This is a genomic window from Agrobacterium rosae (assembly GCF_002915175.1).
Classification (GTDB): Bacteria; Pseudomonadota; Alphaproteobacteria; order Rhizobiales; family Rhizobiaceae; genus Agrobacterium; species Agrobacterium rosae.
On the sequence record NZ_NXEJ01000006.1, the window covers coordinates 48,708 to 73,614 of the forward strand.

Annotated in this window: 19 protein-coding genes and 1 tRNA gene; 9 read left to right on the plus strand and 11 right to left on the minus strand. The window is 56.9% G+C overall.

The features are described 5' to 3' along the window. Positions 1-232 precede the first annotated feature (232 nt). Positions 233-589: a hypothetical protein gene (locus CPJ18_RS11375; protein WP_103659074.1), complete on the plus strand. Its 357-nt coding sequence runs from the start codon at positions 233-235 to the stop codon at positions 587-589. Between the two features lie 64 nt (positions 590-653). Here CPJ18_RS11375 and edd read toward each other — a convergent pair whose 3' ends face one another. From edd to CPJ18_RS11400, 5 genes are all read right to left on the minus strand, one after another. Then, positions 654-2,471 (minus strand): phosphogluconate dehydratase, encoded by a 1,818-nt coding sequence (edd, locus tag CPJ18_RS11380; protein ID WP_103658373.1) that lies wholly within the window; start codon positions 2,469-2,471, stop codon positions 654-656. Between the two features lie 87 nt (positions 2,472-2,558). Then, the gene (gene pgl / locus CPJ18_RS11385; RefSeq protein WP_103659075.1) at positions 2,559-3,257 is read right to left on the minus strand and encodes a 6-phosphogluconolactonase; all 699 of its coding nucleotides are present in this window, start codon (positions 3,255-3,257) and stop codon (positions 2,559-2,561) included. Between the two features lie 10 nt (positions 3,258-3,267). Further along, positions 3,268-4,743 carry a glucose-6-phosphate dehydrogenase gene (gene zwf / locus CPJ18_RS11390; RefSeq protein WP_077101730.1) on the minus strand — a complete coding sequence of 492 codons (1,476 nt, stop codon included), beginning with the start codon at positions 4,741-4,743 and terminating at the stop codon, positions 3,268-3,270. A 155-nt stretch (positions 4,744-4,898) separates the two neighbouring features. After that, positions 4,899-6,185: an NAD(P)/FAD-dependent oxidoreductase gene (locus tag CPJ18_RS11395; protein WP_103658375.1), complete on the minus strand. Its 1,287-nt coding sequence runs from the start codon at positions 6,183-6,185 to the stop codon at positions 4,899-4,901. A 10-nt stretch (positions 6,186-6,195) separates the two neighbouring features. Continuing rightward, positions 6,196-7,632 (minus strand): glutamine synthetase family protein, encoded by a 1,437-nt coding sequence (locus CPJ18_RS11400; protein WP_077118782.1) that lies wholly within the window; start codon positions 7,630-7,632, stop codon positions 6,196-6,198. 128 nt (positions 7,633-7,760) lie between these two features. Between CPJ18_RS11400 and CPJ18_RS11405 the strand changes: the two genes are divergently transcribed. Together CPJ18_RS11405 and CPJ18_RS27455 are read left to right on the plus strand one after the other, a co-directional pair. Then, positions 7,761-8,945 (plus strand): BaiN/RdsA family NAD(P)/FAD-dependent oxidoreductase, encoded by a 1,185-nt coding sequence (locus tag CPJ18_RS11405; protein ID WP_103658377.1) that lies wholly within the window; start codon positions 7,761-7,763, stop codon positions 8,943-8,945. Between the two features lie 142 nt (positions 8,946-9,087). Beyond that, positions 9,088-9,219: a hypothetical protein gene (locus CPJ18_RS27455; RefSeq protein ID WP_281063040.1), complete on the plus strand. Its 132-nt coding sequence runs from the start codon at positions 9,088-9,090 to the stop codon at positions 9,217-9,219. Positions 9,220-9,432: 213 nt separating this feature from the next. Here the strand turns inward: CPJ18_RS27455 and CPJ18_RS11415 are convergent, their stop codons facing one another. Both CPJ18_RS11415 and aceA read right to left on the minus strand, forming a co-directional pair. Further along, the gene (locus CPJ18_RS11415; protein ID WP_045229770.1) at positions 9,433-9,678 is read right to left on the minus strand and encodes an SMc00767 family acetate metabolism repressor; all 246 of its coding nucleotides are present in this window, start codon (positions 9,676-9,678) and stop codon (positions 9,433-9,435) included. A gap of 31 nt (positions 9,679-9,709) precedes the next feature. Further along, a complete protein-coding gene (aceA, locus tag CPJ18_RS11420; protein ID WP_103658381.1) occupies positions 9,710-10,999 on the minus strand; it encodes an isocitrate lyase in 1,290 nt (429 codons plus the stop codon). A gap of 227 nt (positions 11,000-11,226) precedes the next feature. On the opposite strand from aceA, the gene CPJ18_RS11425 reads away from it, so the two are divergent. The 5 genes from CPJ18_RS11425 (at position 11,227) to CPJ18_RS11445 (ending at position 16,838) form a co-directional block, all read left to right on the plus strand. After that, positions 11,227-12,645: a helix-turn-helix domain-containing protein gene (locus CPJ18_RS11425; protein WP_103658383.1), complete on the plus strand. Its 1,419-nt coding sequence runs from the start codon at positions 11,227-11,229 to the stop codon at positions 12,643-12,645. Positions 12,646-12,780: 135 nt separating this feature from the next. Then, positions 12,781-13,881, plus strand: a complete 1,101-nt coding sequence (locus tag CPJ18_RS11430; protein WP_103658385.1) for a polyamine ABC transporter substrate-binding protein — start codon at positions 12,781-12,783, stop codon at positions 13,879-13,881. A 79-nt stretch (positions 13,882-13,960) separates the two neighbouring features. Beyond that, positions 13,961-15,103: an ABC transporter ATP-binding protein gene (locus CPJ18_RS11435; protein WP_103658387.1), complete on the plus strand. Its 1,143-nt coding sequence runs from the start codon at positions 13,961-13,963 to the stop codon at positions 15,101-15,103. A gap of 11 nt (positions 15,104-15,114) precedes the next feature. Continuing rightward, positions 15,115-16,023: an ABC transporter permease subunit gene (locus tag CPJ18_RS11440; protein ID WP_077118798.1), complete on the plus strand. Its 909-nt coding sequence runs from the start codon at positions 15,115-15,117 to the stop codon at positions 16,021-16,023. 2 nt (positions 16,024-16,025) lie between these two features. Beyond that, positions 16,026-16,838, plus strand: a complete 813-nt coding sequence (locus CPJ18_RS11445) for an ABC transporter permease (RefSeq protein WP_103584987.1) — start codon at positions 16,026-16,028, stop codon at positions 16,836-16,838. Between the two features lie 224 nt (positions 16,839-17,062). Here the strand turns inward: CPJ18_RS11445 and CPJ18_RS11450 are convergent, their stop codons facing one another. The 4 genes from CPJ18_RS11450 to CPJ18_RS11465 form a co-directional block, all read right to left on the minus strand. Continuing rightward, on the minus strand, positions 17,063-17,782 hold the full coding sequence (locus CPJ18_RS11450; RefSeq protein ID WP_103658389.1) for a hypothetical protein: 720 nt from the start codon (positions 17,780-17,782) through the stop codon (positions 17,063-17,065). Next, positions 17,775-18,872: a GSCFA domain-containing protein gene (locus tag CPJ18_RS11455; protein WP_103658391.1), complete on the minus strand. Its 1,098-nt coding sequence runs from the start codon at positions 18,870-18,872 to the stop codon at positions 17,775-17,777. The genes CPJ18_RS11450 and CPJ18_RS11455 overlap by 8 nt, the downstream gene beginning before the upstream one ends. Before the next feature lie 118 nt (positions 18,873-18,990). Continuing rightward, a complete protein-coding gene (locus CPJ18_RS11460) occupies positions 18,991-20,577 on the minus strand; it encodes an ABC transporter permease (protein ID WP_103658393.1) in 1,587 nt (528 codons plus the stop codon). A gap of 194 nt (positions 20,578-20,771) precedes the next feature. After that, a complete protein-coding gene (locus CPJ18_RS11465; protein ID WP_103658395.1) occupies positions 20,772-24,380 on the minus strand; it encodes an ATP-binding protein in 3,609 nt (1,202 codons plus the stop codon). 399 nt (positions 24,381-24,779) lie between these two features. Here CPJ18_RS11465 and CPJ18_RS11475 point away from each other — a divergent pair. After that, positions 24,780-24,856, plus strand: a tRNA-His gene (locus CPJ18_RS11475). Positions 24,857-24,907 lie beyond the last annotated feature (51 nt).

Consider the following 24,907-nt stretch of genomic DNA (forward strand, 5'->3'; position numbering starts at 1 on the left):
GCACTAAAATGATGTCAGATCAATGGGTTGTCTGAAGTCGGCTTGTACCATCGACCGGTGACAGCGGTTGCCGACTTCCAGATTTCGCATGTGTTTCATATCGAAACGGCGTGAGAAATTCTTAAGGACTTGTAGCTAGTCTTTATCCTTGAAAAATAACAAGAGGATCACGGCATTGAACGCCCGGGCGGACATCGGTAAACCCAGCTATCTCAGCAAGGAAGAATCTTTCATGTACGACCGCGAGGGGCGGTTCAAAATGGAAGATACGATGAATGCTGCGCGCATCGAATATACCGAAAAAGCCGTGATGAACATGGCCTCGCGCCGTTGCGATGTTCTCAAGATTTCGCAATCGGAAGCGGTGCTTGCGCTGATGACGCAATACAATCTGCCGAAGCAATTCTATCTGGATATTCCCGATGCGCGCATCACCAAGATTGGCTGCGTGCTAATGAAGGTCAACGCCAACAACACCATTCATGTCCGCTTTCTGCATATTCTCAGCAAGAAAGACATGGACCGCATTTTCGTGTTCAGCACACACCCTGCACACCGCGACCGCAAGCTCGATATTCGAGCTTGGTAAGGTAAAACAAACAAAAAAGCCGCGTTTCACCCGAAACGCGGCTTTTTTGTTGGTCTGTCATTCGTCAATGAAAGACGCTTGCACCCTGATCGGCCGGACCGACATTGCGGCGGAAGGGCGCAAACAATTCACGGCCCATGCCCCATTCATTATCGGAGAGATTTGCCGTTGCAGGCTCTCGGGCCGCAAGCTCAGCGGATGACACCAGAACCTCGATGGTGCCGGTGATGGCGTCGAGGCGGATCATGTCGCCTTCGCGGATGCGCGAAATCGGGCCGCAATCGACCGCTTCCGGCGTCATGTGAATAGCGGCTGGCACTTTGCCCGATGCGCCGGACATGCGCCCGTCCGTAACCAGTGCCACCTTGAAGCCGCGATCCTGCAACACGCCAAGCGGTGGCGTCAGTTGGTGCAGTTCCGGCATGCCATTGGCCTTCGGTCCCTGGAAACGGACGACGGCCACGAAGTCCCGGTTCAGCTTGCCCTCTTTGAAAGCGGTCTGAAGGCTCTGCTGGTCGTGGAAGATGATGGCTGGGGCCTCGATAACGTGACGCTCCGGCTTGACGGCAGAAATCTTGATGACGGCCTTGCCGAGATTGCCGGTCAGCATCTTCAGTCCGCCCGTTGGCTGGAAGGGCGTTTCGATGCTGGCCAGAACCTTCGGGTCATGGCTCACTTCCGGCGCAGATGTGCGGACCACCGCGCCGTTTTCATCCAGTGTCGGCTCGATCGTGTAGGCCTCAAGTCCCTGACCGAATACGGTGCGCACATCATCATGCACGAAGCCCTGTTTCAGAAGCTGCTTGATGAGGAAGCCCATGCCGCCGGCTGCGTGGAAGTGGTTCACATCCGCCAGACCGTTCGGGTAAACGCGCGCCAGAAGCGGAACCACGTCCGAAAGGTCGGAAATATCCTGCCATGTCAGCACGATGCCCGCTGCCCGCGCCATGGCGATGAGGTGCAGCGTGTGGTTGGTGGAGCCGCCCGTGGCATGCAGACCCACGACGCCGTTAACGACGGAACGCTCATCGATCATCTCGCCCGCAGGCGTAAATTCGTTGCCCTGCGCGGTAATGGCTAGCGCCCGCTTCGTCGCTTCGCGGGTCATCGCGTCGCGCAGCGGCGTATTGGGATTGATGAAGGAGGAACCGGGCATGTGAAAGCCCATGATTTCCATCAGCATCTGGTTGGAGTTGGCGGTGCCGTAGAAGGTGCAGGTGCCTGGGCCGTGGTAGGATTTGGATTCCGCTTCCAGCAATTCGGCGCGCCCGACCTTGCCTTCGGCATAAAGCTGGCGAATGCGCGACTTCTCGTCATTTGGTAGACCCGATGTCATCGGTCCAGCCGGAATGAAGATGGATGGCAGATGGCCGAAGGAAAGCGCTGCAATCACCAGACCCGGTACGATCTTGTCGCAGACACCAAGAAACACGGCTGCATCGAACATGTTGTGCGACAAGCCGATGCCCGCCGCCATTGCAATCGCATCACGCGAAAACAGCGATAGCTCCATGCCCGGCTGGCCCTGCGTCACGCCATCGCACATGGCCGGAACGGCACCTGCCACCTGCGCAATACCGCCCGCTTCCTTGGCGGCATCGCGGATCATGGCCGGGTAAACCTCAAAGGGCTGATGGGCCGAAAGCATGTCGTTATAGGCGGTAATGATGCCGAGATTTCCGACCCGGTCGCCGGCAAGGATGTCCTTGTCGGCGGGGGAACAGACCGCAAATCCGTGCGCCAGATTGGCGCAGGAGAGAACGGAGCGATGCACGCCCTTGGACACCTGAAGCCGAAGCCTTTCGAGATAAATCTCGCGGTAAGGTTTCGAGCGCTCGACGATACGGGCCGTGATAGCCTGAATACGAGGGTCGGCAGCCATGGGCGTTCATCCTGTCCTTCTGTAGATCATCGGCCAGACGCTTGGGAACGTCGGCCGGTGATCATGTTGCTGTTTCAAGCGCTGGGCTTACGGTGCCCAGTAGATATGCACAGGCGATTCCGCCCGGTTGAGAACGGCCCGGATGGGCATCTCTTCCTCGTCCAGATCGGACTTCGCCTTTTCGAGTGTTTCCTTTTTGGCAGCACCTTCAATGTGCAGCACCAGAAAACGGGCATCGTGAAGCGCGGAGAGATTGAACGTCAGACGTTCCTCGCCCGCCGTCTCGGCAGCCATCGGCAGCACTGCGCGCTCTTCATCCAGATCGAGTGCCTCTTCGAGATTGTCACCGCCGGGGAAGAACGAGGCGGTATGACCGTCCGTGCCCATGCCGAGAATGACAACGTCGAAGGGATCGCAGATGGCTTCCGTCTTGACGGTTGCTAGTGTCGCTGCGTCATCAGGCGTTGCGAAGAACTGGTAGAGCGGCACGAAATAGGCATGGGCCGCCGCATTTTGCAGCAGGTTGTCCGCAACCAACTTGTGGTTGGAGCGGTCACTTTCCGGCGGTACGAAACGTTCGTCCACCAGCGTCACGCTGATGTTCTTCCAGTCCAACTCATGTTTGGACAGCGCCTGAAAGAAAAGCTTCGGCGTCGAGCCGCCGGAAACGGCAATGCTTGCCGTTCCACGCTCGGAAATACCACGCTCCAGGCGCTCGGCGACATCCTTTGCCAGCGTCTGCGCCAGCTCCGGACCATTCGCGAAAATATGCTCTTGTGCGGTCATCGGCATATCCTCAGTCGGCTTCATGCCATGTGCGGCCATCGCGTTCGATCAGTGCAATCGAGCCGCTCGGCCCCCATGTGCCTGACGTGTAACCCTGAACGCCCTGGCTGACGGATTCCCAGCTTTTCAGAATGGGGTCGACCCACTTCCATGCTGCTTCCACTTCGTCGCGGCGCATGAACAGGGCCTGGTTGGAGCGGATGGTGTCCATCAACAGGCGTTCATAGGCATCGGGGCTGCGCACGTTGAAGGCTTGAGCAAAGCTCATATCCAGCGATACCTGACGCAGGCGCATGCCACCCGGACCCGGGTCCTTGATGAGAAGCGACTGCTTGACGCCTTCATCCGGCTGAAGGCGAATGACCAGCTTGTTGGCCTCGACCTTGCCCGCCGCATCATCGAAGATCGAATGCGGGATTTGCTTGAAGGTGACGACGATTTCTGACACGCGCGTCGCAAGACGCTTGCCGGTGCGGATGTAGAACGGCACGCCAGCCCAGCGCCAGTTGGCGATTTCGGCCTTGATGGCAACGAAGGTCTCGGTGTTGGAAACGCCGCCTTCCAGCTCTTCCAGATAGCCTTTGACCGGACCGCCAGCGGACGCGCCGGCACGGTACTGACCACGCACCGTCAGCTTCTCGACATTGGATTCATCGATCAGCTTCAGCGAGCGCAGAACCTTGACCTTCTCGTCACGCACGGCTTCCGCATCCATGGAGGAGGGGGGTTCCATGGCAACGAGGCATAATAGCTGAAGGATATGGTTCTGCACCATGTCGCGCAGCGCACCGGCCTTGTCGTAATATCCAGCGCGGCCTTCGAGACCGACGGATTCGGCGACGGTGATCTGCACATGGTCGATATGGGCAGAATTCCACAACGGCTCGTAGAGCGCATTGGCAAAGCGCAGCACCATCAGGTTCTGCACGGTTTCCTTGCCGAGATAATGGTCGATACGGAAGATCTGCTCTTCCTTGAAGACATTGCCCAGCGTGTCGTTGAGTTCCAGCGCAGAGGCCAGGTCACGGCCAATCGGCTTTTCCACGACGATGCGGGTGGATTTGGTGATCAGCTTGTGATCACGGATCTTGAAGGCGATGTCGCCGAAAATGCCGGGAGCAACGGCCAGATAAAACGCGCGAATGCGGTCCTTGCCTTCGTCCAGTAGCTTCTTCAGCTTGTCCCAGCCGCCATCAGACTTCGCATCGACGGGAATGTAGAACAGGCGGGCGCAGAATTTTGCGACCTGATCATCATCATACTCGCCCTTCTTCAGATGCTCCTTGAGGGCATCCTGTGCGAATTTACGGTATTCCTCATGGGTCATGACCGAACGGGAAGCGCCAATGATGCGTGTTGGTTCTGACAGCTGGTTTTCCACCTGGCGGTGGTAAAGGGCTGGCAGAAGCTTGCGCTCGGCCAGATCGCCAGTGCCGCCAAAGACGACGCAATCGAAGGGCTCTACTGGAATGATTTGACTGCTCATACCGATTCTCTCGATCTTTCCGTGTTGAGGGCATCCATAATCTAATCGATTTAAAAATGCCAGACGTGTTGTAAATAATTATGATTTTCTCTTATAAGGCATTGTTTTTACTCTTCTTAAGTATGCCTCACCAAGTAAATTCGATTTCCGCCTCGTTAGAACCTGTCCCTTAATGCGTACCACGAAAGTGCAAGGAAAAGCAGTGGCGCGCGCAGTGTTGTGCCGCCAGGAAAAGACGGTACGTCCAGAGACGAAAACTGTTCCAGCGCCTTGTCCTTGGCAACGACCATATCCGCATATAGCTTGCCGCAATAATTGGATAGCATCACGCCATGGCCGGAATAGCCGCCGATGGACATCACACCCGGCATAACCTCGCGCACGAAGGGCTGGCGATTGAGCGTTATGCCCACTGAACCGCCCCAGGCATGCGTCATCTCGATCGTGTTGAGGGCCGGATAGATTTCTGCGATCTGCTTGCGGATATGTTTGGAAATGTCACGCGGTGAATCCGCCGTATAGGCCTCGCGCCCGCCAAACAGCAGCCGGTTATCAGGTGTCTTGCGGAAGTAACGCACCACGAAACGGCTGTCGGCAATGGCTTCTTTTCCCGGAATGATAGTTGGAAAGTCATCCAGCGGCACGGTCGCACCGATGAAGGAGCGGATCGGCATGACATGCGCTGCCGTCACCGGTTCCAGATTGCCGATATGAGCGTTTGTGGCAATCAGCACGCGGTCCGCAGTGATGGTGCCAGAAGAGGTTTCGATCAGCGTTTTGCCGCCGGTCTGCGTGATGGATTTGGCAGGCGTCATCTCGAAAATCTGCGCGCCCGCAGCCTTGGCCGCTTTTGCCAGACCGACGATCAGCTTCAGAGGATGGATATGGCCGGTGCCGGTGTCGCGAACGCCGAAATGATAATGGTCGGACCCAAGCCGCTCCGCCGTTTCAGCCTTTTCCATGAAGGAAACATGGCTGTATTCATAGCGGCTGGTCATGGCCTCGACGCTTTTGCGATAGTCCTTTTCGTAGGATTTCTTGTGCAGGACATTCAATTGTCCGGGCAGAAACTCCATGTCGATGTCATGTTCGCGAGCAAAATCCAGCACATAGTGCTTGGCATGTTCGGCAATGTCGAACAGCGCCTTGGAGCGCTCAAAACCGATCTCTTTTTCAAGATCGTCCGGCCAAGCGCGTTGGCCGGTGCCGAACTGACCGCCATTGCGCCCCGATGCGCCATCCCCGACGCGATAGCCTTCGATAAGCACGACCGAAACGCCAGCCCTGGCAAGATTATAGGCGGCCTGCAAGCCCGTAAACCCTCCGCCGATGACGGCCACGTCCACAGTGCGCGAACCATCCATCGCCGGAAATTGCGGTCGTGCGCCGAGACTGTCCTGATACCAGGAAATGCCGGGCGCTATCGGGCTCTGCCATGTCATGTGCAAACCCTCATACGTTCAACAACAGGAACTCCCGCTCCCACGGGCTGATCACCTGCATGAAGGTCTCGAATTCGCCGCGCTTCAAACCGGCATAAAGGCCAACGAATTCATGGCCGAAAACACGCTCGAGTTCCGGTTCGCTTTCCAGCAAAGAAACGGCTTCTAGAAGTCCACGTGGCAACTCGATAGAGCCTTCGTTTGCCGTCTCATAGGTCGGCTCCGTCGGCTCGATATTGTTCATGATGCCGAGCCAGCCGCAGGCCAGCGATGCCGCAATGGCCAGATAGGGGTTGGCATCGGAACTGGGCAGGCGGTTTTCGACACGTCGTGCCGAAGGCCCTGATATCGGCACGCGGAAAGCCGTCGTGCGGTTGTCGTAACCCCAGGCATTGTTGACCGGGCAGGCCATATCAGGCGTCAGGCGGCGGTAAGAATTCACGTACGGTGCCAGCATCACCAGCGCATTCGGCACATAACGCTGCATGCCGCCGACAAACGCGAAGAATTCCTTCGACGGGCTACCATCCTTGTTGGAAAACACATTGTCGCCTGTCTCGATATCCACCACGGACTGGTGAATATGCATGGCCGAACCCGGCATGCCCTGCATGGGCTTGGCCATGAAGGTGGCATAGATGCCGTGTTTCAGCGCCGCCTCGCGGATGGTGCGTTTGAACAGGAACACCTGATCGGCAAGCTCGATGGGGTCGCCGTGGCGCAGGTTGATTTCCAACTGCGCCGGACCCTCTTCATGGATCAGCGTGTCGATTTCCAGACCCTGCTTTTCCGAGAAGTGATAGATATCGTCGATCAATTCATCGAATTCGTTGATGCCGGCAATCGAGTAGCTCTGCCCACCGACGATGGAGCGGCCCGAACGACCCTTTGGTGGATGCAGCGGATAATCCGGGTCATCATTCATGGCGACGAGATAGAACTCGATTTCCGGGGCTACGACCGGCTTCCAACCCTTGTCCTTGTAAAGATCGAGCACGTTGCGCAGCACGTTGCGCGGCGTGTAAGGAACGAACGCACCTTCCTGATCCACCACATCGCAGATAACCTGCGCGGTCGGGTCGCTTTCCCATGGCACGACGCAGAGCGTGGATAGATCGGGCACCAGCTTCAGGTCGCTATCGCGCGGCTCATAACGGAAGTTCGCGGTTTCATCCGGGTATTCGCCGGAAATCGTGTGACGATAAAGGGCCGAAGGCAGCGCCAGCGATGTATCGCCGGTGAATTTGGACGTCGGCATCATCTTGCCGCGAGGCACGCCCGCAAGATCGGGGGTGATGCACTCGATGTCTTCGATACCGCGGGCCTTGAGCCACTGCGCGGCTTCACGCCAGGAAGAGCAACCACGTGTCGGAGAGACATCGACTTGTATTTTTTTTGCCATGTTTGCCGGTTTTTTTGGACGGAGCATGGTTTTCTTGGGAGGCATAAATCACCGGCTGTGTGTTTCGATTGGGGCTATCATAGCCAGACTTTGTCATTTGGCAAAAGGGGCAGCGCCATTGACAACGGACCTGACTTCTAAAAGAGGAAGTACACTGAAACTAGGGAAACTCCATGACGGAAAAATGTAACGTGCTGATATTAGGCGCAGGGGCTGCTGGCATGATGTGTGCCATCCGTGCCGGTCAGCGCGGCCGTTCCGTCATTATCCTCGATCACGCCAAGGCACCGGGCGAGAAAATCCGCATTTCCGGCGGTGGGCGCTGCAATTTCACCAATGTCCATGCGGCCCCGAAAAACTATCTCTCCAGCAATCCGCATTTTGCCAAGTCTGCTTTGGCCCGCTACACGCCGCGCGATTTCATCGCCCTTGTAGAGAAGCATCGCATCCCCTGGCACGAAAAGACGCTCGGCCAACTCTTTTGTGATGACAGCGCCAAGGATATCATCCGTATGCTGCTGGCAGAAATGCAGGCGGTGGGTGTGAAGCTGAGGCTGCAAACGGAGATTTCCTCGGTGGAAGTAATTCCAACCGGTGGCTTCCGCGTTGCGACCTCATCTAGCATCATTGAGACCGATAGTCTGGTTCTGGCGACCGGTGGAAAATCCATTCCCAAAATGGGTGCGACGGGCTTTGCCTATCGTATCGCCGAACAGTTCGGCCTTGGCATTATCGAAACACGTCCCGGCCTTGTGCCGCTGACACTCGAGCCAACGCAGCTGGAAAAGCTCTCGGCCCTCTCCGGCATCGCCGTTCCCGCCGAAATTTCCCACGGCAAGACATCGTTCAACGAGGCGTTGCTGTTCACCCACAGAGGCTTGAGCGGCCCATCCATCCTGCAAATCTCGTCCTATTGGCGCGAGGGGGACGAGGTTCGCCTCAAGATGGAGCCTGATCTGGACATTGTCGGCCATCTGAAAGCGGCAAAAAAGACCAACGGTCGCCAGTCTGCCCAGACCGTGCTGGGCGAAATCCTGCCGAAGCGACTGGCGCAGCATGTGGTGGAGCGGGCAGGGGGTACCGGCACTCTCGGCGACATGTCTGACAAGACGTTGTCTGCGCTGACCGCTGCCGTGCAGGATTGGTCCATAAAACCTTCCGGATCGGAAGGGTACCGCACGGCTGAAGTCACGCTCGGCGGTGTCGATACCACCCATCTCGACTCCAAATCCATGCAGGCGAAAACCGTGTCGGGCCTTTATTTCATTGGTGAATGCGTGGATGTCACGGGCTGGCTGGGCGGCTATAATTTCCAGTGGGCATGGGCATCCGGCCACGCCGCCGGTGAATATGTGTAAAGCCTCGACATCTTAATGCCTTATTAAGAGACGCGGAGTCATGCTGATCGAATGCCAGCACAACGCAAGTTGATACATGATGTCCCGCTGGACGCCGGAACCCGGCATCGATCGGTTATGTTTCTCGTTCAGGAAGCCGCTCATGATGATGTCCAAAAAACCCGCCCGCGCCATCGCAATTGCTCGCACCGCCAATGATAATGCTGTTTATGCATTCCGTTTGAGCCTGATTTCGGCTGGTGCGATTGCTGCGTTTCTGGTGCTGCTGTTTTAATTGATCGGCATACCAAATGCTGACGGCATAGCTGAACGGGCTCGATTTCCTTGAAAGCTCTTCTTCGTCATGCTCGTGCTTGTCCCGAGTATCTGCAACGTCTCAATTTAATTCGACGTGATTGGATCCTTGGGACAAGCCCAAGGATGGCGTAAGGGCATGTCTGCGATCAAGTGAGCCGGACGGCACAACCGTCCGGCTTGAGACATTGGTTCAAGCCGCCGCCTTGCCCTGTGCAACGATGACAGGGATCAGCAGATCACCCCAATTTCCATCGCCACCGTGGTGGCGGGCGGAGCGGACGAGCTCGACGGATACACCGGCTTCGACCGCATTCATGACCGCCTGATTGAGGCGGTGCAGATCGTTGGCCAGCATGCGGATCGCGCTTTGCTGATCCTGGCTCATGGATGAGGATTGCTCCTCTGTGCGTTCCTTAACTCTCGAAATCGAAGCCATTGGTTTTCCTCCGTTCAATGGGCTGGTTTACTTATTCCGCAGCGGGGCGGAACTGGTCGTGTTCGGTCGATTCCTTCATCGCCGTAGTGGATGAGGTGCCGCCCGAAATCGCGACGGAGACCGCATCGAAATAGCCGGTGCCGACTTCGCGCTGGTGCTTGGTGGCGGTGTAGCCGTTGATTTCAGCCGCAAATTCCGCTTCCTGAAGCTCCGAATAGGCTGCCATCTGCCGGTCCTTGTAGCCGCGTGCCAGTTCGAACATGCCGTAGTTGAGTTGGTGGAAACCGGCAAGGGTGATGAACTGGAACTTGTAGCCCATGGCACCCAGTTCGCGCTGGAACTTGGCAATCGTCGCATCGTCGAGATGCTTCTTCCAGTTGAACGACGGCGAGCAATTGTAAGCCAGCTTCTTGTCCGGATGCACCTTGTGCACGCCTTCCGCAAAGCGCTTGGCCTGCTCTAGATCCGGTTTGGAGGTTTCGCACCAGATGAGATCGCAAAAAGGCGCATAGGCGTTGGCGCGGGCGATGCAGGGTTCCAGACCGTTCTTGACCTGATAAAAGCCCTCGACCGTACGGCCTGCATCATAATCCACGAAGGGCCGGTCGCGCTCGTCGATATCTGAGGTCAGAAGCTTGGCGGCTTCGGCATCCGTGCGGGCGATGACCAGCGTCGGCGTTCCCATGACGTCTGCGGCAAGGCGCGCCGCCGTCAAGTTGCGGATGTGCGCCGCTGTCGGGATCAGAACCTTGCCGCCCAGATGGCCGCATTTCTTTTCAGACGCCAACTGGTCTTCATAATGAACACCCGCAGCCCCAGCCTCGATAAAAGCCTTCATGATTTCGAACGCATTGAGCGGCCCGCCGAAACCCGCCTCGGCATCGGCAACGATGGGCGCAAACCATGTGTCGACGGACAGACCCTTGCCTTCGGCGGTCTCGATCTGGTCGGCGCGCTGCAAGTTCTTGTTGATGCGCTTTGCCAGTTCAGGTGCTGCATTGGCCGGGTAAAGCGACTGGTCGGGATACATGGCGGATGCCGTGTTCGCATCCGCCGCAACCTGCCAGCCGGAGAGATAGATCGCCTTCAGGCCGGCACGAACCATCTGCATGGCCTGATTGCCGGAGAGCGCGCCAAGCGCATTGATGTAGCTCTCTTCATTGATCAGCTTCCATAACCGGTTCGCACCCATTTCCGCCAGCGAGTGCTGGATGGTTACGGAGCCGCGCAGTTTTTCCACATCCGTTGCCGTATAGGTGCGCTCGATACCGTCGAAACGACCCTTTGGCGCGTTTGGAACCAGTTTGTAAAAATCAGTCATCTCTCTCCCTTGTCAAATAATCCGCACATCCTTACTCCATTGAGATGTGCGATCCGATGTGACTGAATTTACAGTTTCGAGAATTTTCGCGCCAGATAAAAAGGAAAATCAGTGACTTGAAAGAGGTCATGCTGTATCGTCTTTGACAGGATGGAGTTGTAAAACTGTAAAAATTGTAAAAACCGCAAGCGCCTTGCGTTGTGTGGATTTTGTAAAGAGAGGAGGTTTTGGTGGAGGCCAAGATTTTTGCAGGGCCGCGCGTTCGGCGCGTGCGCAACGGGTTGGGTCTGACGCAGACGGCCATGGCCGAGGCGCTGTCGATCTCGCCGTCCTATCTCAATCTCATCGAGCGCAATCAGCGTCCGCTGACGGTGCAACTGCTGTTGAAACTCAGCTCCGTCTATAAGGTCGATCTGGACGACTTGCAGGGCGAAAGCGGCGGCCTTACCAGCCAGTTGCGCGAAGTTTTCGCCGATCCGCTGCTGGCGGGCGAGGTGCCATCGGGGCAGGAACTGGTCGAGGTGGCGGAAGCTGCACCCAATGCAGCCAGCGGCATCACCAAGCTTTATCGTGCCTATAAGGAGCAGGCGCAGCGCCTCAGCGATCTCTCCGATCTGCTGGCGCGGGAAGGTCACCAGACCACGCTATCGGCCACGCGGCTACCTATCGACGAAGTCAGGGAAATCTTCGAGCGGCGTCCGGCGCATTTTGCGCAATTGGATGTAGCAGCGGAAGGTTTTCATGCCGCATTGTCTCCGGGTGATGATCTGGCGCAGGCGCTGAAAAGCTGGCTTCAGAAAAACCACGGCATCGTCGTGCGCTCCATGCCCGTCCACGCCATGCCCAACCTGCGCCGCCGTTATGACCGCCACTCCATGCGGCTGTTTCTCTCCGAGCGCCTGTCGCCGCAAGACCAGTTGCGGGAGATGGCGATGGAGGCCTGTCTTCTGGCCCTGACGGACGAGATCGGCACGGAGCTGCAAGCGCTGGCTCTCTCCGGCGAGGAGGCAAAGCGCATCGCCCGCTTCGAGCTTGCCCGTTACGCCGCCCACGCGCTGATGATGCCCTATGGCGCATATCTGGCTGCCGCCCAGCGCGCGCGCTACGATATCGATATCCTGCGCGGGCGCTTCAACGTGTCCTTCGAGCAGGCGGCAAACCGCATCGTCACGCTGGCGCGCCCCGGCGCATCAGGCATTCCATTTTTTCTGATGGAAATCGACAGCGCCGGGAACCGCTTCCGCAAGGCCGGTGCGCAAGGCTTTCCGCAGGCGCGGTTCGGTGGTCTCTGTGTAAAGCTCAATGTCCACGCCGCCTTTGCGCATCCGGGGCAGGTGCTGGCCGAGCAGGTGGAGATGCCGGACGGCGGGGCGTATCTCACCATCGCCCGCTCTCTGGATGGACCGCAGGCGGGGTTCGGAGAACGCATTCGTCGCACGGCTGTCATGGTGGCCTGCGATGCATCGTTGGCGAAAGAGACGGTTTATGGCGATGTCGTCGGCATCAAGGCGGGCAGCATTGCCATCGGCCCGTCCTGTCGGCTGTGTGAGCGGCAGGGCTGTCTTTCGCGGGCGGAGGCGCCGCTGACGCGTCCGCTGGGGCTGGATGAAATGGTGACGGGCCTTAGCGTTTTCGATTTTCAGTAGTGGCTTTCAAACACAATTGTTTGAAATTGCCGCGCTGCACATTTCCCGCTTGCCGACACAACTTTTCCTTTCTAGTCTCTGGCAAAACAAGGGGTTCACGCGCTTCTCCCGCTGCGCGTTCAAACAGGAGATATCATGAAACATCGTTCGCTTCGTTTCAGCCTCGCCGTTGCTGCCGCCGTTCTGGCCGCTGGCACGGCATTCGCGCAGGAAAAGGTCGTCCACGTTTACAACTGGTCGGACTATATCGATCCCGCTCTTCTGGAAGAATTCACCAAGGAAACCGGCATCAAGGTCGTCTACGACGTTTATGACGGCAATGAGGTTCTGGAAACCAAGCTGCTGGCCGGAAACTCCGGTTATGACGTTGTCGCGCCGACATCGCCGTTTTTGGCGCGTCAGATTAAGGCTGGCGTTTACCAGAAGCTGGACAAGTCCAAGCTGCCGAACCTCAAGAACATGTGGCCGGAAATCACCAAGCGCCTGTCGCAGTACGATCCGGGCAATGAATATGCCGTCAACTATATGTGGGGCACTACCGGCATCGGCTACAACGTGGCCAAGATCAAGGCTGCACTCGGCGATGATGTTAAAGTTGACAGCTGGGATATTCTCTTCAAGCCGGAAAATGCGGCCAAGCTGAAGTCTTGCGGCATCAATATTCTCGATGCATCGGATGAAACCTTCGCCATAGCTATGAATTACATTGGCAAGAATCCGGACAGCAAGGAAACGGCTGATCTGGAAGCGGGCGGAGATGTCTATAAGGCGATCCGTCCTTCGGTCAAAACCTTCAATTCCTCTGCCTATATCGATGAACTCGCCAATGGCGACAGCTGCATCACCATCGGCTGGTCCGGCGATATTCTTCAGGCCAAGACCCGCGCCGAAGAAGCCAAGAACGGTGTTGAAGTGAACTACGTCATTCCCAAGGAAGGCACCTATATCTGGATGGATTCCTTTGCCATCCCGAAAGATGCCAAGAATGTCGATGCTGCTCACGCCTTCATCAACTTCATGATGAAGCCAGATGTGGCCGCCAAGGCTTCGGATTACGTGCAATATGCCAACGGCAACCTGGCCTCACAGGCGCTGATGGACGAGGCCGTGTCCAAGAACCCCGGCGTTTACCCGGATGCGGAGACGATGAAGAAGCTCTTCACCATCTCGCCCTATGGACCGAAAGAACAGCGCGTTCTCAATCGCGTCTGGACCCAGATAAAAACCGGCAGCTGACCGGATTGTTATAAGGGGCAGGTGGAAACGCCTGCCCCTTTCTCGTTCAGCCCTCTTCATAAAACAAATGGGATAGTTCATGGCGAAATCTCTTGGTCCGGTAAAACGCAAATTCTCACCATGGGAAGATCCCGCCGCAGTCCCCTTCATCCGATTTGAAAACATCACCAAACGCTTCGGCGATTTCGTCGCCGTGGATAATCTGACGCTAGATATTTATGAGCGCGAATTCTTTTCGCTGCTCGGCCCATCCGGCTGCGGCAAGACGACCCTGATGCGCATGCTGGCGGGTTTCGAGGAGCCGACGGAAGGTCGCATCCTGTTGCAAGGCAAGGATATTTCCGGCGTGCCGCCCTATAAGCGGCCAACCAACATGATGTTCCAGTCCTACGCGCTTTTCCCGCATATGTCGGTGGAGAAGAACATCGCCTTCGGGCTGGAGCAGGATGGCTTACCCAAGGCCGATATCAAGGTTCGCGTCGAGGAAATGTTACGTATGGTGAAGCTCACCGAGTTTGCCAAGCGCAAGCCAAGCCAACTCTCGGGCGGGCAGCGGCAGCGTGTGGCATTGGCGCGCTCGCTGGCAAAGCGGCCAAAGGTGCTGCTGCTGGATGAGCCGCTTGGCGCGCTGGACAAGAAGCTGCGCGAAGAAACGCAGTTCGAACTGATGGACCTCCAGCAAACGCTCGGCACCACCTTCCTCATCGTGACGCATGATCAGGAGGAAGCGATGACGGTATCCGACCGCATTGCCGTGATGGACAAGGGTATTGTCGCACAGGTGGCAACCCCGGCTGAAATTTACGAAGCACCCAACAGCCGCTACGTGGCGGATTTCATAGGCGACATCAATATTTTCGACGCGACGGTCACCTCCAAGACAGGCCCTGCCGTGCAGTTGGATTGCGATGGTCTGGCGGTCACGGTTGAGCAGGACTGCGCCGCTGCATCCGGGGACAGGGTGGCCTTTGCCGTTCGCCCGGAAAAGGTCCGCATTTCACTGGATGCACCCGCTGAGACTTCACCCAATGTCGCGCATGGCGAGGTCTGGGATATCGGCTATCTCGGAGATTTCTCGGTCTTCATCGTCAAGCTGGACGATGGTCGGGTCATCCGTGCTGCGCAGGCCAATGTCTCGCGCCTCGTTGATCGACCCATCACCTTCGGGGATATGGTCTGGCTCAGCTGGAAAGCCGATTCCGGTCTGGTTCTCACACGCTGAGGGAGGGTTAAATGGCGATTTCGTCTCCGGAAAACCGGCAAAGTCCCACCCGCTGGCTGGTGGTTATTCTCCCCTATCTCTGGCTGCTGCTGTTCTTCGCTGCGCCGTTCCTCATCATTCTGAAAATCTCCTTTTCAGATACCGCTATCGCCATGCCGCCCTATACTCCGGTCTTCGAAGGCTTTGCTAGGATCGGTGATTTCTTTTCGCAGCTGGATTTCGAAAACTATCTGTTTCTGACGGAAGACCCGCTTTATATCGAAGCCTATCTGTCGTCGCTGCGCATCGCTTTCATCTCGACCTTTCTGCTGCTGCTGATCGGTTATCCCATGGCGCTTGCCATGGCCCGCGCGCCCGGCACCATCCGCCCCACGCTGGTCATGCTGGTCATCCTGCCGTTCTGGACGTCATTTCTCATCCGCGTCTACGCATGGATCGGCATTCTGAAGCCGGAGGGACTGTTGACCCTGCTGTTCCAGACCATCGGGTTTTTGGGGCCGGACGAACAGGTCAACATCTTCCGCACCGATACTGCCGTCTTCATCGGCATCGTCTATTCCTATCTGCCCTTCATGGTGCTACCGCTCTATTCTGCGCTGGAAAAGCTGGATGGTACGCTGCTGGAAGCGGCCAACGATCTCGGTTGCCCGCCATGGAAAGCCTTCTGGAAAATTACATTTCCATTGTCGCTGCCGGGCGTTATTGCAGGCTCCATGATCTGTTTCATTCCGATCACCGGAGAGTTCGTCATTCCCGATCTGCTGGGCGGGGCAGAAACGCTGATGATCGGCAAGACGCTCTGGACGGAGTTCTTCGGCAATCGCGACTGGCCCTTAGCATCTGCCGTTGCCGTGCTGTTGCTGTTATTGCTGGTGGTGCCCATTGCCATCTTCCAGAACCAGCAGAAGAAGGTGGCATAGCGATGAAGCGCGGCAAGTTCGATACGACCATCCTCACCTTCTGTTTTGCCTTTCTCTATATCCCCATCATCATTCTGGTGATCTATTCCTTCAATGCTTCCAAGCTCGTCACGGTCTGGGGCGGCTTTTCGCTGCAATGGTACAGCTCCATGTGGTCCAATCAGGGCTTGATGGATGCGGCATGGATCACCGCGCGCGTGGCCGTTCTCAGCGCCACCATCGGCACCATTCTCGGCACGCTTGCGGCTTTGTCGCTCACAAGGTTCTCCCGTTTTCCCGGCCGGATCCTGTTTTCGGGAATGATTTACGCACCTTTGGTCATGCCGGAGGTGATCACCGGCCTGTCCCTGTTGCTGCTGTTCGTGGCCGTGGGTGTTGACCGCAGTTTCTGGACCGTTGTCATCGCCCATACCACTTTCACCATGTGCTACGTCGCCATCGTCGTGCAGTCACGCCTGCTGACCTTCGACCGCAGTCTGGAGGAAGCGGCACTCGATCTCGGCTGCCCGCCGGTCAAGACGTTTTTCCGCATCACGCTGCCGCTCATCATGCCGGCTGTCGTTGCCGGATGGATGCTGGCTTTCTCCCTGTCGCTGGACGATCTGGTGATTGCCAGCTTCACCACAGGACCGGGTGCGACCACGCTGCCAATCAAGATCTATTCGCAGGTGCGCCTTGGCGTGACGCCTGAGATCAACGCCATCTGCACGATCCTGATTGCGCTGGTAACGGTCGGCGTCATCTGCGCTTCGATTGCCTCGAAACGCACGGAGCTTCAGCGGATGCGTGATGAACATGCCGCCGCGACGCCCTGACCTGGATTAGGATTTTTTGCCCCTAAATGGTTTAGTGCTGTTTTAACTGTTTATTAAATGGCACCGTTACAAATGTAACTCAACGTGGGTGCACTCAATGAGAGGGTGACCGGGCCGGTGGCCCAAAGACATGATGTTGTTTTATTCCTACTCTCGTTATAAGCACAAACTTTCAAGGCAGCCTAGGCTGCCTTTTTTCTTGAACTAAGAAGGCAGGGTTCAACTCATGCCAGCGCATCTGTCTCGCGCAGGACCTTTTCCAGCATCAGGCGACCATATTGGGAGTTGGCATGGTAGTCGCCTGGCTGCTTGGCAAAGAGGTCATGCATCGCACCATGCTCGTCATAGGCCTCTGCGGGTGGATGATGGCAGGCGATACCCATGGCTTCGAGCCTTTCCGTCGCCCGGTCGCGAAAGCGATTATAGATGAAGGCGATCTCGCCATCCGCAAAGTTGAGCTTGTTTGCGAGTCTCTGATAGCTTGCGGGAACAGGGCAGCAGGATGCAACGGAAAACCCGACGTTCATGTCATGCAGCGTGTGAAAGAACGCCATCGGCTGTTTCAATGTTTCATCGATAATGACGTCGAAAGCGCGTTTCGAGACGAAGTGGCGATCGCGGGACCACATTGCCGCAGTGTGGGTCGTCCAGTGCTTCTGGTCGAAACCGAAGCTCGGATACAATCCGAACATAAAGACGAAGCGCCGGGGATCGTCCCGATGAATGAGGCTGGGCCCGTTCGGATTGATTGTCTCGAATATCGTCTTTGCCGGAGGCTGGGTGAAAGACACCGCATCATTTTCCACCGCGAAGAAAGGCTCCAGAAAATTGTAGCCATGGCCCATCTGGGCAATGCGGATTTCTCCGTGGCGGCTGGAAACAGGGCCCTGCCTGATGGCTTCCGACAGCGCGATGATGTGAGAATCGCCGATGATTTCAAGCATAGCCGAGTTCCTGCGCCTGCATCATTTCCTCGCAAACGGCTTCGTGATCTTCAATCGAAACTGACTTCCTCTCGGTGGCAGGTTGAGCGCGGTGCCCCCCGCGGTGCTCCTTGAAGAAATGGGACATCACATAATCCACGCCTGCGGGTGTGACAGTTCGAAGATTTGGATCGTAGAAGATGCCGCGCATGCTTGGTGCTGCAATGATCTCATAGGATGGGAAATAATCGACGAAGTCGGCCTCATCCGCAATATGGCCGGCTACGGCGCGCAGCACGGATTTCGAATAGAGCGAGGCGGCAAGGACGTGATGGTCGCTTTTCGTCGCCGTCAAAGGAACGGGTGATACCGTAAACACGAATTTCACGTCGCCATTAAGCTCTCGCATTCGGGTGATGAAGGCAACGAGGTCTTCAAAGATTTCGAAATAATTGAAATTCTTGAAGGCGTATTCGGCCTCATCGAACTGCCCGCCCACCGTTCCCGGGCAGAGAGGGAAAACGGCCCCGTCTCGTTTGGAAATCCATGCCTCTGTCAGGCCCAGCGTGAAAACGAACACTTCCGTATTTTCGAAAAGCGCTCGTGTAGCGGCCAGATGTGACTGGCGCGAGCGTTCCATTTCAGCCACGCTGCCAAATGGTTCGGGTTCGAGAAGCGGGCGGAACGGATCAACGACACCACCGCGTTTTCCCCAAGCCGGTTCATAGGGCGTAAACGTCCCGAATGCCCGGTCGAATGTCTGCAATAGCTGCCGTGCGCTGTAGATGTTGCAATAGCGGGCGGAGTATACACCATAATTGTATTCTTGAGCCCGCGCTTCCGGGAAAAGCGATGGGGCAGGTTCGAAATCCTTGAATGCGAACCCGTTCTTTTGCAGCGATTTGGCAATGTGCTGCGCAAAGCAGCTACCCGCTGTCGAGATTGCCATGTCTGCGGAAATCTCGAATTTCTTGCGATAGAGGCTGTCGAGTTGCAAGGCATGTGTTTCGGCTACAGCCTTGCGCCAGATGGCGCGGTCGGGCAGGGCGCTGTAAGGATGAACGTCGTTACGATCGATAACGGGTTCCGCTTCAGACTTCACAACACCCATTCACATCCTCCAAGCCGCTTTCGTTTTCACAATGGAAAGGAAGCGCTTTTTGGTTTGAACGACATTTACTTTCCCGCCCGAGAGTATTGACCAGAGCTTTCTTCAGGCTGACGTTCCGCTACCGCCCGTCGTCTGCCCTATGGTCCAGGGACCGCGACACGAGCAGCACCGGAATAAGCCCTGCCATGATGATGATCAAAGCAGGGATCGAGGCATCCTGTACTTTGGAACGGGACGCGTCCTCGTAGACAAGCGTTGCCAGCGTGTTGAAATTGAACGGGCGCAGCATGATGGTTGCGGGAAGTTCTTTTAGCGATTCAATGAAGACCAGCAAGGCCGCGGTAATCGCTGCCGGGCGAATGTTTGGCAACAGCACGGTGATCAGCGTCTGAAAGCGGTTGCGCCCAAGCGTTCGCGCCGCCATGTCCAGATGCGGCGAAAGCTTCTGGAAGCCTGCGTCGATGGTGCCTTCTGCAAGTGTCATGAACCGTACGCTGTGGGCGTAGATGATGGCGAATGCCGTTCCAGACAGCAGGAGCCCCGTCGAGTAGTTGAGATGACGCCGCAAAAACCCATCCAGTGCATTGTCCAAAGCAGCCAGCGGTAGCAATACGCCGATGGCCAGCACCGTGCCGGGGATGCCGTAACCAAGTGAGCCGATGCGGCTTGCGCAGCGCGCAGTCGATGACGCGTTGACGCGCTGGACATAGGCGAAGATGAAGCCGCAGACGAGCGTTATCAGTGCTGCCGAAAGGGACACTTCCAGACTATGCGCGAGTGCCTTGACGAGCTTGGGATCTGCCAGCGCGCCAAGGCGTTTGACGGCGTAGCCCCCGAGCACGAGAACCGGAATGGCGAAGCCGGACAGGACGGGGAGCAAGCAGAAAACCGTTGCTGCCAGTCCGCGACCAGCGGGTAGCGGCTTCAGCCCGAAGCGCTGGCTCATGGCCGTGGATTTGGCGGCGGCAAAACGTTGACGGCTGCGCGCCTTGCGCTCGATGAAGATGAGAGCCGCCACGATGATGACCAGCACCGATGCAATCTGTGTCGCTCCGGCAAGATTCCCGCGATTAAGCCAGGTTTCGTAGATGGCGAAAGTCAGAGTGCGAACGCCGAGATATTCGACCGCACCAATATCGTTCAATGTTTCCATCATGACCAAAGCGAGCCCGATGATGATTGCGGGTCTTGCCATGGGTAATTGCACGGACAGGAATATCCGCACCGGGCCAGCGCCCAGCGTCCTTGCCGCTTCCGCGGCAAAACGGCCCTGAAGACCAAACGCCGCTCTGACGGACAAGTAGACATAGGGATAAAGAACCGAACTCAAGACCAGCACGGCACCACCAAGCGAGCGGATATCGGGAAACCAGTAATCCCGAACCGTGTGGTAGCCAAACAGGGTACGAACAGCCGTTTGCACCGGCCCGGTGAAATCCAGAAACTCGCCGAAGGCATAGGCCGCCAAGTAAGATGGAATGGCGAGGGGTAACACCAGCGCAAAAGACAGGATGCGGCGCAGGGGAAACTGAAACGTGCTGACGAGCCATGCCGTCAAAATGCCGAAACATGCGGTCACCAACCCGGTCATGACGAGGAGCATCAATGTTTGCGCGCCTGCGCGTGGCAGCACGTTGACCAGCAGATGCCGCCAGCCATCCGTTCCGCCCGTGGCTGCGATGCAGAAGATGGCAATCAGTGGCATGGCGACTGCTAATGCGAGCACGACGGTCCAAAGCGACAGTCCCGAAGGTCTAAGTCTTGGGATCACCCAACCGGCAGACGAATGTGGGGACAGCGACAATGCTCTTATCCTTCCGACATCGGTGGGCCCGATGCGTAGACGTAAAATATCCGAGAGCGGTTGACGCTCTCAGATATTGCTAATCCCGGAAGTGCTTAGTTCGCAAGCACGCGCTGCGAGGGAAAGCTGATTTCTACCAGCGTTCCTTCGTTGGGAGCCGACGTGATGGAGAAATTGGCGCGGTTGGCATCGACCATCGCCTTGGTCAAAGGCAGGCCCAAGCCGGTACCGTCACCACGCACCCGGTTGCTGGAGGAGGAGACCTGCCGGAAAGGCTTCATGGCCTGTTCTAGCTCCGAACGGTTCATGCCGATGCCGGTATCACGAATGCGCAGCACGACACTGCCGTTGGCCTCATAGGCCGTGGACACCACGATCTGCCCACCGGATGGGGTGAACTTGATGGCGTTCGAGAGAATATTGAGCATAATCTGCTTGATCGAACGCAGATCGGCAACGATCTGCGGCACGGATTGCGACAACGCCGTACGGACGATGACGCGCTGATTATTCGCCTGCGGCTGCACGATGGAAACGGCTTCCGCGATCGTATCGTTCAAGGCAACCGCCTTGAAGTCCACGTCCATCTGCCCTGCTTCGATCTTCGAGATATCCAGAAGATCATTGACGATATCCAGAACGTGGCGACCGGAGCGCACGATGTCGTTGGAATATTCGATGTAACGCGAGTGCCCGATCGGTCCGAAACGTTCCGTGGCCATGATGTCGCCAAAGCCGATGATGGCATTGAGCGGTGTGCGAATTTCATGGCTGACGCGTGCCAGGAAATCCGTCTTGTGCGCATTTGCGGTTTCGGCGGCGCGCTTGGCGTTGCGCAAATCCTCTTCGGTGCGCTTCCATTGCGTGATGTCGCGGATGACGGCGCAATATCCATTCGAGGACTTCAGCTTGCCAATGGTCATGAACAGCGGCAGGAAACCGCCGGATGCTTCACGGCCGATCACTTCGCGGCCATCGTTCAGAACACTGGCGACGCCGTTATTGGCAAGCCCGGAGAGATAATCCAGCACCGCCCGTTGGCTTTCATGGGCAAACAGCGTGACAAAGGGTTTTGACGATATTTCGTCATTGTCATAGTTGAAAAGCGCGCTGGCGGATCGGTTCAATGAGCGAATGGTCCCGTCTTCGCCCAGCAGAACGACACCATCCGTTGCCGTTTCAAGAATGGAGTGCAGCTCCTCGACCTGACCTTTCAGGCCGGTTAGTTCCCTGTCCGTTTCGGTCTCGACCGGGTCGACATGCATATTTTCATTGGCGGCCAGATGGCTCGTGCTTTTTTCCTCGGTCGGGATGATGGACAGCATCAGTACGCTGGTCTCGTCCCAACGAACCGATTGCAGCCTTGCTTTGACGGGAATGAGGTCGTTGTCGGCGCTGACGGCAACCATGCCGCCGGACCGCTCCGAAACCGCGTCGAGCTCGTCACGTTGTAGCAGTGCGTCGAGACCGCCCACTTCGACCAGTTCGTCCACCGTTGCATAACCCGTCAACCGCAGGAATTCCGGGTTGGCATGGATCAGCCGATCTCCATTGTGGATCAGAAGTGCAATCGGCATCTGGTCCACGGTTTCTGCGTTCAAGGCAGCGTGTGGACGAAGAGGTGCATCGGGACCTGCTTCGACGGAGCTCTCCGCATCAGCGATACGAACCGGATTTTGCGGAGCCACGAAGCTGACCGCCGCATCGCCGCGCGTATAATCGGCGAAGTCATCGTCATCCTGCGTTATCGAAACAGCGGGTGCAGTTTCCAGTGAAACAGCTTCCTCAGACGGTGATACATTTTCTTCGGTGGGCACATCATCCAGCGGCGGGGCGATATCAGCCGCCTCAAGCGTATCCGCCACATGCTCCTCATCCGTGATAACGGGCTTTAAGGTGCGCGCAATCTCATCGAAAGCGGCTTGCTCGGTCGCGCTCAGCTGGTCCCTGTTTTTGCTGCGACGCTCTTCGAGCTGGACAACCTTATCGGAGTGACGCCTGCTTGGCGTCTCCGTGATTTTGAGAGCGGGCACTTCGCTCTCGGGTGGGACATAGGTGCGGGTATCGTCTTCTGGACGATCACCGTCAGCGACATTTTCGTTCACAGCGTCCGGGATGGAGGATGACGAGATGTCTGTCTCTTCGTCTGGATCCGGTAGCGAAAACAGCGTGTCTTCATCGACATGTGTTTCTTCTGCCGTCTCGGATTGTGACGGTGCAGAAGGTTGCGTTTCGCCGGTCAGCGAAAGGCCAACAGCGTTTGGATCTTCCACCGCATCGGCAATGCGCACGATGCCGAAGCCACGGAAACCATCGAATTCACGGGCACGCGTGTATGTCGGCAAGGCTGCAAGATCGATCGGAACGGTAAGTGACGTACCTTCCACCGGCCAGTGAATGGTCTTGCCGGACCACGTATCGCGCTTGTTCAAAAGTTCGGTAATCTTGCCATCCGGGTCTAGGCTGAACAGGGCAGCAAGGTCGGTAAAGCTCATGCCTTCGACATTGGCAGCCTTTGGCCCTACCGCTTCGGCAAATTCATGCGAAATGGAGCTGAAGCGGCCAGCAGCATCGATCTTCCAAACGAAACGGGAGGCACGTCGATGCGGATCGAAAACAAAGGGCTTGTCTTCTCCGGCAGGTATGATTGCCTGCTCAACCTGCTCAACCTGCTCAACCTGCTCAACCTCAATGGCTGAATGCTGTTCGGTCAATGGAAGTTCGGGTTCTATCTCGGCCTGCTGCGGCTGTGGTTCGTCAAGGACGATCTCGTCCTGATTGTCCGCTGAAACCGGCTCATTGTCCTCTTCAGGCTGAACGTCCGCCGTGGTGGCGGTTTCAGCAACGATGTCGGTATCTTCGCTCGCGTCCGGCGGTTCTGGAATCTCTTCTATATCGGCAATCGCCTCCAGTACGGGGGCGAACTCGTGACGCGCCGTTTCCACATGATCGTCTTTCGCGACCGCAACGGGCGGGCTAACCTCTGGCTGAGGTTCCGCCTTCGCCTGGGTAAACTCGGCGGATGGGTCGAGCGTGCCGATGACGGTTTCGACGACAAAAAGCAGGTTCAGTTCCGGATCTTGTGATAGTTGTCCGGCTGCGGCGGGAAGATAGCCTTTGCCAGCAGGCACAGGTCGTTTTACTAGCTTGCCCGGCTGGCCGGATGCCATCGAAATCAGTGTGCGTGTCGTGACCGGAGTGATGCCGAGACCGGCGAAACCCTGGGACGCCACCAAAATCTTGCTGTCGGCATCCAGCACCGCCATGTGAATGTCGGGATCGTCGAAACCCTCGATCATCCGGCGTGCGCGCTCTTGCAGCGATGGGGTTGTCTGGTCGATGGGTGCGGTAAACAGAATGGCCGGCTGGCCCGGCTCGGCTTCGATGATTTCGGCTGTTGCGACAACCGAAACGCTTTTGAAGCCTGAGTGAATGCGGATCGAAAACTGCGCGCTGTCGCCGGTCGTTTTCATCCGAGCGACGGTTGCAGAAAGCTGGCGGAAGGTCACATCCTGCTGTTTCGGCCCGCGCTCCAGAAAATCATAGATCATCGGCGTGCCGAACAAAGCCGCACCGCGGCCATTTGCCCAGAGTGCGCTTTGAAGGTCCATCGAGAACAGCGCCATGGCTTCGCCGCGACCGAAATGGTCTCGAACACGCTCATGTACTGCAATGTCTATAAACGGATATTGAACGGCGGGCATGTGGGGACCTATTCTGGGCACGACCTGACCTCAAACAACCGCAAGACCTCATCATGAGGTACCATACAGCCTGCATCGGCTCGATGTTAACAGAATCTTAAATAACTTCACAGGGCGGATTGGTCCATCATCTGCGGCGGGAATTGCCAATTACAGTTAATTTACCAAACGCCTGGACAAGATGTGCACATCACCTGAAATGTGGGTTGGTCAGCCACTTTTTGCAATCGACAATGTCTCGGTAGTCACCTCAATCCAAAGACTTTTTGCCAGCCGCTGGCCGACCGTGAAAACCCTCTTGCTTTCCAAAGCTTTTTTCGCAAAAATTGCCGAAGGACTTGCAAAACGGAAAAACTCCCCGTATGTGAGCCCCCGTGACGCCGACGCGGCGTTTGATGTGCGGTTGTAGCTCAGTTGGTTAGAGCGCAGGTTTGTGGATCCTGAGGTCGCTGGTTCGATTCCAGCCAACCGTACCATTTCTCCACTTTATCGATAGTCTTATCGCCGCCGTACCCCCTGTTGCGATT